This window comes from Massilia eburnea, from assembly GCF_050709955.1.
Taxonomy (GTDB): domain Bacteria; phylum Pseudomonadota; class Gammaproteobacteria; order Burkholderiales; family Burkholderiaceae_D; genus Rugamonas; species Rugamonas eburnea_A.
Window position 1 is genome coordinate 239446 of record NZ_JBNZFX010000031.1, and the last position, 12698, is coordinate 252143.

The following is a 12698-nucleotide window of genomic DNA, read 5'->3' on the forward strand; positions in this document are numbered from 1 at the left end:
CACTCAATCCTTGACGACGTGCCAGATGTCCTTGACGTTGTCGCCGGCACGGTCGCCGGCCTTCTTGTCGCCGACGAACAGGTACAGCGGCTTGCCCTTGTAGGCCAGTTGCTTGCTGCCGTCATCGCGTGTGATGGCGGACCATGGCGAGGCCAGGTCGCCGCTGGCTGCCACGGCAGGCCAGTTTTTCAGGCAGCCTTCGACGCAAGCGCTCTTGCCGCTGCCGGCAACGTCCTTGTCGAAGGTGTAGACGGTCATGCCGGCGGCATCGACATAGACGCCGTCAGTTTTTTTCAGTGGTTCGGCGGCGGCAGCGGCAGTGCTTAGCAGGGCGGCCAGGGCAAGGGCGATGACTTTCATATTAACCTCCATGTGTGTTGGGTATTGCGTATACGTAGCGTGTGGCCAGCTTATTCCATCCTGCCTAAAATATTTTCTGCCAATTCTGTCACGGAGGATGCAATGAACAATTTCATGCGTGTAGCTGTGTTGTCGGCCCTGCTAGGTGCAGGAAGCGCCTGGGCTGAAGGCCTGGCCAAGTCGGACCAGAAAATGCTGACTGACCTGGCCATGGCAAATATGGCGGAAATCGAGACCGCCAAGCTGGCCTTGCAAAAGACCCAGAGCGATCGGGTCAAGAGCTTCGCCCAGCAAATGGTCGATGACCACACCAAGGGACTGGAAGAAGTGCGCAAAGTGGCCGCCGCGCGCAGCGTGACCCTGCCGAACGAACTGGATGCCAAACATAAAGCCATGGCCGCCAAGCTGGAAAAGCTATCCGGCGACAAGTTTGACCGCAGCTATATGGAGCAGGCCGGGGTGCAGGCGCACAAGGAAGCGCACCAGTTGGTGAGCAAGGCTGAAGCGACGGCCCAGGACAGCGAGGTCAAATCGCTGGCCACCCGCCTGCAGCCAACCATCCACCAGCACCTGAACAATGCCGAGCAGTTGAACGCAGCCATCAAGGGCGGCAGCTCGATGGTGGGCGGCAGTGGCACCGAAGGCAGCAGCGGCGGCAACAAGCCAGACCGCGACGGCAAGCCGGACCGACGCTGAACGCGGCGGCAGGAGGGGCGGGGTGGGGACGGCGCCACTTGCTCGTTTAATAAGCTTAAGCTACTTGAACACCAAAAAGTGCGGTCGTGCGGTATGATTCTTTACTGCAACACCTATTTCAAGGATATCAAGTAGTGGATTTGTTCGCGCTCGACGAAGAGCTGGCCCAGTGGGAAGCAGAATTACCGTATTCCGAGGGCGAACTGCGCCTGAAACTGCTATCCCGGCTGGCCTGGCAACTGCGCCAGCGCGATGGTGTGCGTTCGGCGCAACTTGTCGTGGAGGCAACTCCGCTGGCCTTTCTTTTGCCTGCGGCGGAAAGGCGTGTGCTGGCCGCGCGTTGGGAGCTGATCAAAGCCGAGTCCAGTTGGCTCGGCGGCGACCTCGACACCGCCAGCGCCATCGCCGAACGCGCCATGCTGGAATTCGCCCGCCACAACGACCGCCTGGGCGCTGCCGACACCCACAGCCTGCTGGCCTGGATCGCGGTCGACCGCGGCGATTCCGCCGGCTGCGAAAACGAGCTGGCGCTGGCCATCGCCGATGCCCGCGCTTCGGGCGATGCCATGCGCATCGATATTTTCGAGAGCCTGGCGGCCCTGTTCAGCGTGTTCCGCAATGCGCCGGCGGCAAACGAACGCTGGAGCAAGCGCTTTGCGATCGACCTGGCCGGCCAGCACCCGGTCGTCGCAGGCTGGATTTCCGACTATCTCGGCACGGCGGCCTTCCAGGCCGCGGAATTCGGGCGCGCCATCAGCCACCTGATCGCCGCATTCGAAGCGGCACTGGTTTCGGGCCAGGTTCGCCGCGCCGTGATCCTCGCCACCAATATCGGCAACGCCTTCACCCGTCTGAATGCACATGACGCCGCGCTGGAGTGGATGCAGCGCGGGCTGGAACTGGCGCGGCCGACCGGCTGGCCAATGTGCATCGGCCTGGCCCAGATGCAATCGGCCGAAACGCTGCGCCATCTTGGCCAGCGCCCGGCCGCCAAAGCCCTGCTGCGCGACGCGCTGCAGATGCTGGCGCCTTTGGCCGGCTCGCGCGCCTTTGTCATGGCGCTGGAATATCAGGGCGACCTGGCACTGGACCTGGGCGACTACGAAGCGGCGCTGGCCAGCTTCCGCGAACTGGAACAGCGCGGCCACGCCTTGGCGCAGAGCGACTTCCACAGTTGCGCGCGGCGCGGCCAGGCGCACGCGCTGGCGGGATTGGGGCGGATCGAGCAAGCGCAGGCCGCCGCCATGTCGGCACTGACGCTGGCGCGCGAACTGAATGACCCGTTCAGCCAGATTGCAGCCCTGCGGGTGCTGGCAGATATCCATGTCGGCAATGCGATGTCCGTGCTGCAGTACCTGCGCGAGGCGCTGATGATCGCCGCCACCATCGACGGCTATATCGTGCCGGGCGAGTTGCTCGATTCGGTGGCGCGCGAGTATGCCGCGGTTGGCGATTTCGCGCGGGCCTACGAATTTTCAGTGCAGGCCAACGCGGCGCGCGACCGCACCAATAGCCAGGACGCGACCAACCGCGCGATTGCGATGCAGGTCCAGCACCAGACCGAACGCGATCGCCAGCTCGCTGCCGCAGAGGCGCAACGCGCGGAAGTATTGGCACAGACCAGCGCCACGCTGAGCCACCTTTCCGCCATCGGCCAGGAGATCACCGCGCAACTCGACGCGTCGGCCGTGTTCCGCGCACTGGACCGGCACGTCCACGGCCTGCTCGACTCGACCCATTTCTCGATCTTCCTGCTGGCGCCCGATGGCGACTTCCTGCATTGTGCGTTTGGCGTGGAGATGGGTTTGCCGTTGCCGCCAATGCGCATCGCATTGTCCGACCCGAGCTTCAACACGGCTCGCTGCGTGCGCGAGCGCGATGAAATCCTGATCGAAATCGAAGACAAATCCGATACGCCCAACCTGATCCCCGGCACCTTGCCGACGCTCTCGCTGCTGTTTGCACCGCTGATGATCGGTGAGCGGGTACTGGGCGTGATGACCGTGCAGTCGATGCTGCCGCGCGCTTACGGCGAGCGCGAACGCCTGATCTTCCGCACCCTGTGCGCATACGGCGCCATTGCGCTCGATAATGCCGCGGCGCAGGCGCAGCTGCTTGAAAAGAACCTCGAGCTGGAGCGCGCGTACAAGGCGCTGGAAGAGGTGAGCCTGACCGACCAGTTGACCGGCCTGCGCAACCGCCGCTTTTTCCTGCAGCATGTGGAGTCGGATGTGGCGCTCTGCCTGCGCGGGTATGACGGTGGCGAAGCCGGGGCTGACAGCGACCTGGTGTTTTATATGGTGGACCTGGACCACTTCAAGGAAGTCAACGACCGCCACGGCCATGCCGCCGGCGACTCGGTGCTGGTGCAGATGAAGGACCGCCTGCGCGAAGTGTTCCGCGAGTCGGACTACCTGGTGCGCTGGGGCGGCGAAGAATTCCTGGTGCTGGCCCGCGCCACCGACCGCAGCGGGGCGCATGTGGTGGCGGAGCGCATTCGCCAGGCCGTGTCCTCGCGCGACTTCGTCCTGCCCGATGGCACGCCGCTGGCACGCAGCTGCTCGATCGGTTTCGCCTGCTATCCTTTCCTGCCATCGCATCCGCGCTTGATGTCCTGGTCGCAGGTGGTGGAACTGGCGGACCTGGGCCTGTACATCTCCAAGCACTCGGGGCGCGATGCCTGGACGGCGGTGCATGCGACCGGGGCGGCGCAGCCGGAGCAACTGTTCGCACGCCTGGTGCGCCAGCTTGGCGACTGCGTGGAGCGCGGCGAAGCGCGCATCGTGACCAGCCTGGGAGAGCGCACTATAATCACCCCATGAGCACACATCGCTGTTCCTGGGCCAATCCAAACAATCCCCGCTATATCGCCTACCACGACCAGGAGTGGGGCGTTCCATGCCGCGACGAACTGCGCCTGTTCGAGATGCTGAACCTGGAGGGCGCACAAGCGGGCCTGAGCTGGGAGACCATCCTCAACAAGCGCGACAACTATCGCGCGGCTTTCGATGGCTGGGATGCGCGCAGGATTGCCGCCTATGACGAGGTGAAGATCGCGCAGTTGCTGTCCGATCCCGGCATCGTGCGCAACCGGCTCAAGGTGAATGCCGCCATCACCAATGCGCGTGCCTACCTGCGCTTGCTGGAAGAAGGCAGCAGCTTGTCTGCGCTGCTGTGGGGCTACGTGGGCGGCCAGCCGATCGTCAATCGCATTACCGCGCAAGGCGAGCGGCCGGCGCGCACCGAGCTGTCCGACCGCATCTCCAAGGATCTCGCCAAGCGCGGCTTCAAGTTTGTCGGGTCGACGATCGTTTATGCGTACATGCAGGGAATCGGCATGGTGAACGATCACGACCTCGCATGCTTCCGCCACAAGGAGTGCCAGCGCGGTGGCTGATTCCCGCCACGTCGTCCTCGACACCGGGTTCGGCCGCGGCGCCCAGTTCCTGGCAGCGCTCGAGCGCCATCGTAGCGCGCCCGCCGCCCACCTGCATTACCTCGCGCTCGCCGAGTCGGTTCCCGCTGCGTCGGTGCAGACAGCGCTGACTGCCGCCGTGCCCGCCCTGGCCGCGCAGTGGCCGGTCGACGTGCCCGGCCTGCACCGCCTGCACCTGCCCACTGAACGCCTGACGCTCGACCTGCTGGTCGGCAGCGCCGAAGCCTGGCTGCCCGAGATCGTGGCCCGTGTCGATGAGTTCATCATCGCTGAACCGCTCGACCAGGTCCGCGCCCTGCAACGCCTCGCAACGCCCGCCTCCACGCTCCGTATCCGCCAACCCGATGAACAGGCATTGCGCTCCCTGCGCGCCGCCGGCTTTACCGTCACCGGCGAACTGGAAGGCGAATGGCAGCACGCCACCTACACCAGCCGCAAGCCGCAGCCGCCCCGCGCCCCGGCGCCGGAGCGCCGCGCCATCGTGATCGGCGCAGGCGTGGCAGGCAGCGCAGCCTGCGAGCGGCTGGCAGCGCGCGGCTGGGACGTCATCCTGATCGAGCGCCATGACGCTCCGGCACAGGAAGCCTCCGGCAACCGTGCCGGTATTTTCATGCCCCTGCTGTCGAAAGACGACAACATACCGACCCGCCTGACGCGCGCCGCCTACCTGTACGCCCAGCGCGCCTGGCAGCACCTGGGCGGCCTCGATCCGCACGCGCCTGGCCCCGAGGCAGGGGCGGGTGCAATCCGCGGCGAGCAATGCGGCGTGCTGCAACTCGCGCGCGACGCCGAACACGCCCTGTTGCAAAAGGAAGTCGTCGACACCTGGCGCCACCCCGAACGATACGTGCGGTGGCTGGACCCGCAGCAGGCCGGCGCCATGCTCGGCGCGGCCACGCCCTACGGCGCCTGGCATTTTCCCGAAGGCGGATGGGCGACGCCCGCGACCGCCTGCCGCGCCATGCTCCACGCCTGCGGCGACAAGCTGCAGCGCATCTTCCACAGCGAAGCCTTGCGCATCGAGCGCGCCGGCGGGGAATGGCAGGTATTCAGCGCCCAGGGCACACGGCTCGCTGCCGCGCCGACACTGGTGCTGGCCAACGGCGCTGGCGCCACGGCGCTGGAACAGGCGCGCGATCTCCCGCTCTACACCATGCGCGGCCAGGTCACCCACCTGCCGGAGGGCAGCTTCCCCAGCCTGAAAATGGTGGTCTGCCGCGAGGCCTATATGACACCGCCGGTGGATGGCATCGTGTGCGTCGGGGCCACTTACGACAAGTCCACCGAACGCCGGCTTTGGCAATCCAGCCAGGACGAAAACCTGCTGCGCGCGGAGGAGATCCTGGGCAGCCCGCATGGCGCAGGGGCGCCGCTGGCAGGCCGCGTCGGCTTCCGCACCATGGCGCCCGACCGCCTGCCGCTGGTCGGCCCGCTGCCCGACAGCGGCAACCAGGCCCGCAGCGAACGCCTGCGCGACCTGCCGCGCCTTCCTGGCCTTCATGCCTTGCTCGGCTACGCCAGCCGAGGCTTGATCTGGGCTCCGCTCGCCGCCGAAATCCTGGCCTGTCAACTGGAAGATGAACCGCTTCCCATCGAAGCAACACTGGCCGCCGCACTGGACCCCGGACGCTTCCTGCTCAAGCAGCGCCGCAAGCTATAATGGCCTCCTATCCAATGGCTGGAGAATCCATGGAAGACCGCGCCGGCTCGCCAGAGCTGTTCATGTTCCTCGCCTCGACGGTGCACGACATGAAGAATTCCATCAGCGTGCTGACCGGCACGCTGGAGAACCTGCTTGTGCAGGCAGGTGATTCCGCGCAAGACCAGCCAGCCTATCCGCAGATGGCGCAAATGCTGTACCAATCGAAGCGCCTGAACGACCACCTGATCCAGCTACTAGCGCTCTACAAGGAAGTCGGCCGCCCGAATTACCCCTTCGACCCGACCCCGCTGCAAGTCAGCGAACTGGTCGACCAGCTGGAGGCGCAGCAGCGCGTCCTGCTGCAATCGAAAGGCATCCGGTTCGACAGCGCATTCCCGCCCGGCCTGATCTGGACCTTCGACGAAGACCTGGTGCTTGGCCTGCTGGCGCACGCGATCAACAACGCCGTCCGTTACACGCGCGACCGCATCGCCCTCAGCATCCGCGAGCACGATGGCTATATGGAAGTGCGGGTGGAAGACAACGGCCCCGGGTTCCCGCCCAATATGCTGGAGGCCGGGCAGGTCACGGGGCAGGGCATCAACTTCCTGACCAACAGCAGCGGTCTTGGCCTTTACTTCGCCAGCGAAGTCGCCAAGTCGCATAAACACCGCCAGCGCCAGGGCAGCATCGCGCTGGAAAACGGCGGCGCCCTGGGCGGCGGCTGTTTCATCCTGCGCTTGCCATGAACGCCCCAGCCGTCACAACGCCGGTCGCCGCGGCGCCGGGAAAAGAACCCGGCGTCAACTGGGCCGACAAGCGTTACCTGATCGTGGACGATTTTGTCGGCGTGCGCCAGCTGCTGCGCGAAGCCTTGCGCAGCCTGGGTGCGCGCCACATCGACCAGGCATCCAGCGGCGGCGAGGCGATGGGCCTGCTGGCGCGCGTCCAGTACGACGTGATCCTGTGCGACTTCAACCTCGGCGAAGGAAAAAGCGGCCAGCATGTGCTGGAGGAGGCCCGCATGCGCGGCCTGCTGATGCCAAGCTGCGTGTGGCTGATGGTTTCGGCGGAAAAGAGCGTGGAGGCCGTGATGGGCGCCGCAGAGCACCAGCCGGATGCCTACCTGATCAAGCCGATCACCGAGGGCGTGCTGCTGACGCGCTTGAACCGCGCCTGGCAGAAAAAGCAGGTATTGCAGGACATCGACCAGGCCTACCTGGAGAAGGACTACCTGCGGGCCGCCAAATTGTGCGCCGAAGCGGCGGGCCGCAACAAGCTGCACGAGATTGACCTGATGCGCATGCGTGCCACCTTGCTGCTCAAGGCCGGCGAGACGGAGCAGGCGCGCCTGGTCTACGAAAAAGTGCTGCAAGAGCGCGACTTCAACTGGGCCCGCACCGGCGTCGGCAAGATCCGCATGGCCAATGGCGAGAACGAGGCCGCGCGTCAGATGTTCCAGGGCGTGATTGCGGAAAACCGCTTCTACCTGGACGCTTACGACCAGTTGGCCAAATCCCTGCAGAACATGGGCCGCGTCGAGGAAAGTTGCGAGGTGCTGGAACGCGCCGCCAGGATGTCGCCCAACTCCGTGCCGCGCCAGCGTGCGCTGGGGACGACGGCGCTCAAGCTGGGAAATATTCCGCTTGCCGAACGGGCTTTCCGCAAGTGCATGCAGATTGGCGAATACTCGATCATGAAAACGGTCGACGCCTACTTTGGCCTGGCGCGCGTGCTGGGGCAGAAGAACGACGCGAAGGAAGCATTGCTGCTGCTGGCTGCCGCGCAGCGCGATTTTTCCGGCAGCATGGTGGAATTGCGTTGCAAGATCACCGAAGGCCTGGTGTACCACGAGAGCGGCGACTACCGGCGCGCGCGCAAATCCGGCGACGAACTGGAGACCATGCTGAAAGAAGGCAGCGAACGGCCCGACACCGCGACCTGCCTGGAGATGGCGACCTTGCTGTTTGCCGTGGGGGTGAAGGATGCCCCGGTGGAGTTGCTGTGCTATGTGGTGCGCAACAACGACGAGAACACCGTCATCCACGACGAGGTGCAGCGCATTTTCGACAAGGCCCGCATGGGCGAGGAAGGCGCGGCCCTGATCAATACGGCGCGCAAGGAAGCGTCGGAGATGATGAACAAAGGCGTGCTGCTATGGAAAACCAATAAGCTGGACGATGCAGTCGAGTGGATGCGCGAAGCGCGCCGCAGCCTGCCGGACAATATGCGCATCCTGTTCAACTCGGCCCAGGTCCTGATCTCCCATATGCAGGCGAAGGGCTACAACGATGCCCTGATGTCCGAAGCAAATGATGTATTGATGCACGTTGACAGGATTGCACCGGGCCAGCAGCGCTTTGCGCAGCTAATCGAGCAGTTGCAGAAGTTGATTCCCGGCCGGATGTCGGCGGAAGAAATCGAAGCCGAACTGACAGCCGCCATGAAAGATGACCACGACAAGGAGTGATCCATGCGCGATATCGCCAAAGAGGTCTATAACAAGATGAAGGTAGGGGCTGCTGCCTGGATTCGCCCAGTCAGCGCCAAGGGTGACACCCTGGAATCGTTCCAGAGCGCGCACGACGCGGCCAAGGCCATGGAAGACGAAGGCTTGATCAACATCATGAGGGTGCAGCGCGATGAGGATGGCCTGGTTGAGGCCATCCGTATCCAGAAGCTGAATTAAGGCTTCGGCGCTTTCGGGGCACGCTTGGCGGCCGGCTGGCGTGCCGCCGGTTTGGCGATCGGCTTGCCGGCGTCGTGCGCGGTACCGTTCTTTGCCGCTGCCGGCTTGGCGACCGGGTCGGCGGCCATGGCCGTGTTGACGGCTTGCGTGAACTGTTCCTGCAGCAGGTTCCACCAGGCGGCGGGATTGGCCATCTGGCTGGCGGCGCTGCCGGCAGGGTCGTGCGCAGCAGGCTTGGCGTCGGCGGCCGGCGTTTCGCCCGGCTTTTCGCCCGGTTTCTCGCCCGGTATGCCGGCGGGCCTGGCTGCTTCGCTTGCCGGCTTGTCCGCGGGCTTGGCTGCTGCCGGCTTGGCAAACGGATCGTTGTGCGGCGCCTGCTGTACGGCGGCGGCCAACGATTGACCCATCGATTTGAGCGCCGCGATGGTGCCGCGCTGGACTTCCAGCGCGTGGATGCTCGAACGCAGCATGGTGGCGTTCAGGTTGAGCCAGGACTCGACCGCTTTCAGCTCGCTGATTTTCTTGTCCAGGTCATCCACCGACAAGGTCGGCGCGGCGATGCCGGGAATTCCAATGCCTGGCACACCCATGCTCCCCCACAGGGATTTAACGAAGTCCAGCGTATCGGTCATCACTGCAGCGCCGGGGATGTGGGGGCATTTGTGGATTGCTCATATCGGGTCTCCGAGGGTAGGTGGTTTAGCGTAGCACACAGCTCTCCCAGACAGCAACGAGCAGCAGCACGGCGACGCAAGCACCGGTGGCCAGCAGCGGGGAAAGATGCAGCACAATCGACAGCACGCCCAGCACCAGCAGCAGCGCGATGCCGAGCAAGTGGGACAGCGGCGGCCAGGCGCGCGTATGCGCCAGCCATTTGAACACGGCAGTGCCGCACAGGAACAGCAGCGGGCCGCCGATGATGGCCGCCAACGCGGCCGGGCTGCCATGGTGCGGATGGCTCAGCACCAGCTCATCGCCGACCGCGCCGACGATGATGCCCGGCCACGATCAGGATGTGCAGGGTAGGTATAGTTGTTGCGCGCATGGCGGCCCGGCGTTTCGGAATGCACGATGCGGTGGTGGCCCTGTTCCAGCCCGTGGTCGAAATACAGCCACCACATCAGGATCGAGCCGACAACCGCCAGCAGGAAGGCCAATACGGTCACCGGATCGAAGGCCAGTTCCGCAAAAGTGGCGCCGCTCACCAGCAGCGATTCACCGAGCGCGATGATGACGAACAGGGCGCAGCGTTCGGCCATATTGGCTGCCGTCCACATTCCAGTCGGCCAGGGTATGAGCGGCCCCAGGCCCGGCACGAAATAGAACATTATCGGGCCCATCATGTCGACCGCCAATGCCGCCAGCCACCATCCCATGCGCGCTTCGGCGCCCGCCAAGCCGCCGGCCACCCACAGCGAGCCGCTGGCCGTCAGCCAGATGGTGATGCGCACGAAATTGCAGCGCAGGGCGGCATCCTCGCCGCGGCTGGCGGCCAGCATGGCCAGCGTGCGGCCCACTTGCTGCAACATGATCGAGGCGCCGAACAGCCAGCCCAGGTCGCTGAAGGCGCGCGGGATCGAGACCGACATCAGCAGGCCCGCCACCAGCAGCGCGAACAAGGCCGCGCGCACGGTTTTCTCTCTCGGGGTCGAACCAGTTGGTGGCCCAGACCGTGTAGATCCAGACCCACCAGGTAGCCATGAACAGCAGGCCGACCTGCAGCGCGCCTGCGGCATCGAGTTTTTTCAGCAGGGTGTGGGAAAGCTGGGTGACGGCAAATACGAACACAAGATCGAAAAACAGCTCGACCATGCCGACCTTGCCGGAATCGGCCTGGCCGCGCTGGCGCAAAAGGGACATCGGGACTCCTTGTCAGAATATCCAGCAAATTATGCCATTGAGCGTGCTGTCAGCGGAAACGCGGGGCGGCACGTTAAACTAGCGACCATGACGATCGTTACTTTCCCCCGCCACCTGCGCCGCATCATTGCTATCTGCGCAGCCACTGTGGCCCTGCATTTCGTGACGATCAACTGGGTCAGCGGCCGCATTGGCGCGGCGGAGCGCGAGCGCGCTGCCGAAAAAAACCTCATCAGCGCCGAATTGCGCCTGGCGCCAGCGCCGCCTGAACCGGTAGTGCCGGCGCCGGTCGAAGCAGCGCCGCCCCCCAAGCCGAAGCCCAAGCCCAAGCCGAAACTCCCCAAGCCTGCCCCGCCGCCTGAAGATGCGGCGCCGGTCGGCGAAGCCGCGCCGGTGCAGCCGGCAGCAGCGGCGCCGGAAGCTGACGCGCAGGCTCCGCAACAGGGCGCTGCAGCTGGCACGCCTGCCGTAGAATCCGCGCAGGCCGAGCCTGAAGCTGCGCCAAACGCCGCGCCCCCGGCCGACGTCAAACGCTGGCAGGTCGCGCTGCCGCCGTCGGCCAAGTTTGAACTGGACGTGATACGCAAGGATGCGGACGGCACCAACTGGAGCGGGTCGGCCAGCATCGGCTGGGAGTCGGATGGCAGCACTTATAAGGCGACGCAGGAAGTGGGCATCAGCCTGCTGATTGCGCGCGTCAACCTGCTGCAAGTGAACAGCGAAGGCACGATCAACGAATTCGGCATCGCCCCGGCGAAATTCACCGAGAAACGGCGCAACCGCGCGGCCACCGCCACCCACTTCAACCAGCTGGAGCAGAAGATCACCTTTTCCTCCAGCGAGCGCAGCGTGGCGCTGGCGGCGGGAGCGCAGGATCGCGCCACGCTGCTGTTCCAGCTGGCCGGCATCGGGCGCGCGGACGTCAACCAGTTCGGCAAGCCGATCGACATCCTGGTCGGCGAAGACCGCAACGCCCAGGTCTACAGCTTCCAGCTGGTCGGCGAAGATGAGATCGAAACCAGGATGGGCAAGCTGGTCACCTGGCACCTGGCGCGCCCGCCCAAGCCCGGCAGCTACAGCGCCAAGCTCGATATCTGGCTGGCGCCAAGCCTGGACTGGTACCCGGTGCAGATCCGTAATACGGAAGGCAACGGCGCCGTCACCACCCAAATCGTCAAACGCATCATCAAGTAAGGACCCAGCCATGCGCAGTACCATGATCACCCTGGCCCTGGCTGTTGCAGCCAGCAGTGCCAGCGCAGCCAAATCCGATTACCCGGTCGCCAAGCGCGCCACCAGCCTGCCGCCGTCGGCCGACCTGTCCTACTCAGTCAAGGGCAGCAACCGCGGCTTCCCCTTGCTGGGTACCGGCACCATTACCTGGCGCCAGGGCGACGGCAGTTATTCCCTGCATACCGAAGCGCGTTCCAGCCTGTTCGGCAAAGTACTGGAACAGCGCAGCGAGGGCACGCTGGACGGCTACGGTCTGGCGCCGGCCACTTTTTACGAGAAACGCTTCCGCAAAGACCCCACCACCACCCGTTTCGACCGTGGCACGCAGCGCATCGAGTTTGAAGACGGCAAAGTCAGTTACGCCATCCGCGGCGGCGAGCAGGATCGCAGCAGCGTGACGTTCCAGCTGGCGACCCTGGCGCGCGCCACGCCGGACAAGTTCACCCCCGGCAGCGAATGGACCTTCTTCGTGGCCGGCCGGCGCGATGGCGAACCCTGGACTTTCCGCGTGGTCGGCACGGAGACGCTGGAAAACGCCGCGCTCGGCGAACAGAAGGTCCTGCACTTCAGCCGCAAACAGGCCGGAGGGCATGAGCAGCAGGTCGACCTGTGGCTGGCCCCCGACCTCGACTGGTACCCGGCGCGCATCCTGTTGAAGGAAGAAGACGGTGATTCCTTCGAGCAAGTCCTAGAGAAAGTCAACCGAAAATAGCCACACCCGGCCTGTTATACTTGCACCCTCAAAGTCGGGGTCAGGTCTGGCAACCCACCATTTATTTCGC

At 64.8% G+C, this 12698-nt stretch carries 13 protein-coding genes and 1 pseudogene; 9 read left to right on the plus strand and 5 right to left on the minus strand.

Going from position 1 to position 12698, the window contains the following annotated elements:
- Nucleotides 1-3: 3 nt before the first annotated feature.
- Nucleotides 4-360, minus strand: coding sequence for a COG4315 family predicted lipoprotein (locus tag ACQ4MM_RS18240; protein ID WP_431478665.1), 357 nt, complete (start codon nucleotides 358-360; stop codon nucleotides 4-6).
- A 102-nt stretch (nucleotides 361-462) separates the two neighbouring features.
- Between ACQ4MM_RS18240 and ACQ4MM_RS18245 the strand changes: the two genes are divergently transcribed.
- The 7 genes from ACQ4MM_RS18245 to ACQ4MM_RS18275 all read left to right on the plus strand — a co-directional run bounded on the left by ACQ4MM_RS18245 (nucleotide 463) and on the right by ACQ4MM_RS18275 (nucleotide 8823).
- Complete coding sequence (locus ACQ4MM_RS18245) at nucleotides 463-1056, plus strand: DUF4142 domain-containing protein (RefSeq protein WP_431478666.1); 594 nt, start codon at nucleotides 463-465, stop codon at nucleotides 1054-1056.
- A gap of 134 nt (nucleotides 1057-1190) precedes the next feature.
- Nucleotides 1191-3878, plus strand: coding sequence for a diguanylate cyclase (locus ACQ4MM_RS18250; protein WP_431478667.1), 2688 nt, complete (start codon nucleotides 1191-1193; stop codon nucleotides 3876-3878).
- Complete coding sequence (locus tag ACQ4MM_RS18255; RefSeq protein ID WP_431478668.1) at nucleotides 3875-4453, plus strand: DNA-3-methyladenine glycosylase I; 579 nt, start codon at nucleotides 3875-3877, stop codon at nucleotides 4451-4453. The genes ACQ4MM_RS18250 and ACQ4MM_RS18255 overlap by 4 nt, the downstream gene beginning before the upstream one ends.
- Nucleotides 4446-6152, plus strand: coding sequence for an FAD-dependent 5-carboxymethylaminomethyl-2-thiouridine(34) oxidoreductase MnmC (gene mnmC / locus ACQ4MM_RS18260; RefSeq protein WP_431478669.1), 1707 nt, complete (start codon nucleotides 4446-4448; stop codon nucleotides 6150-6152). The genes ACQ4MM_RS18255 and mnmC overlap by 8 nt, the downstream gene beginning before the upstream one ends.
- 29 nt (nucleotides 6153-6181) lie before the next feature.
- A complete protein-coding gene (locus ACQ4MM_RS18265; RefSeq protein ID WP_431478670.1) occupies nucleotides 6182-6883 on the plus strand; it encodes a sensor histidine kinase in 702 nt (233 codons plus the stop codon).
- Nucleotides 6880-8604 carry a response regulator gene (locus tag ACQ4MM_RS18270; RefSeq protein WP_431478671.1) on the plus strand — a complete coding sequence of 575 codons (1725 nt, stop codon included), beginning with the start codon at nucleotides 6880-6882 and terminating at the stop codon, nucleotides 8602-8604. The genes ACQ4MM_RS18265 and ACQ4MM_RS18270 overlap by 4 nt, the downstream gene beginning before the upstream one ends.
- A gap of 3 nt (nucleotides 8605-8607) precedes the next feature.
- Nucleotides 8608-8823 (plus strand): hypothetical protein, encoded by a 216-nt coding sequence (locus tag ACQ4MM_RS18275; protein WP_431478672.1) that lies wholly within the window; start codon nucleotides 8608-8610, stop codon nucleotides 8821-8823.
- Here ACQ4MM_RS18275 and ACQ4MM_RS18280 read toward each other — a convergent pair.
- The 4 genes and pseudogenes from ACQ4MM_RS18280 to ACQ4MM_RS18295 form a co-directional block, all read right to left on the minus strand.
- Nucleotides 8820-9455, minus strand: a complete 636-nt coding sequence (locus ACQ4MM_RS18280) for a PhaM family polyhydroxyalkanoate granule multifunctional regulatory protein (protein WP_431478673.1) — start codon at nucleotides 9453-9455, stop codon at nucleotides 8820-8822. The genes ACQ4MM_RS18275 and ACQ4MM_RS18280 overlap by 4 nt on opposite strands.
- Before the next feature lie 67 nt (nucleotides 9456-9522).
- A complete protein-coding gene (locus ACQ4MM_RS18285; protein ID WP_431478674.1) occupies nucleotides 9523-9789 on the minus strand; it encodes a hypothetical protein in 267 nt (88 codons plus the stop codon).
- A complete protein-coding gene (locus ACQ4MM_RS18290) occupies nucleotides 9783-10454 on the minus strand; it encodes a low temperature requirement protein A (protein ID WP_431478675.1) in 672 nt (223 codons plus the stop codon). The genes ACQ4MM_RS18285 and ACQ4MM_RS18290 overlap by 7 nt, the downstream gene beginning before the upstream one ends.
- Nucleotides 10455-10515: 61 nt before the next feature.
- Nucleotides 10516-10635 (minus strand): annotated as a pseudogene (locus ACQ4MM_RS18295) (low temperature requirement protein A); the annotation flags it as partial.
- Between ACQ4MM_RS18295 and ACQ4MM_RS18300 the strand changes: the two are divergent.
- Nucleotides 10579-11877, plus strand: coding sequence for a DUF3108 domain-containing protein (locus tag ACQ4MM_RS18300; protein ID WP_431478676.1), 1299 nt, complete (start codon nucleotides 10579-10581; stop codon nucleotides 11875-11877). The pseudogene ACQ4MM_RS18295 and the gene ACQ4MM_RS18300 overlap by 57 nt on opposite strands.
- Nucleotides 11878-11887: 10 nt before the next feature.
- Nucleotides 11888-12628, plus strand: coding sequence for a DUF3108 domain-containing protein (locus tag ACQ4MM_RS18305; RefSeq protein ID WP_431478677.1), 741 nt, complete (start codon nucleotides 11888-11890; stop codon nucleotides 12626-12628).
- Nucleotides 12629-12698 lie beyond the last annotated feature (70 nt).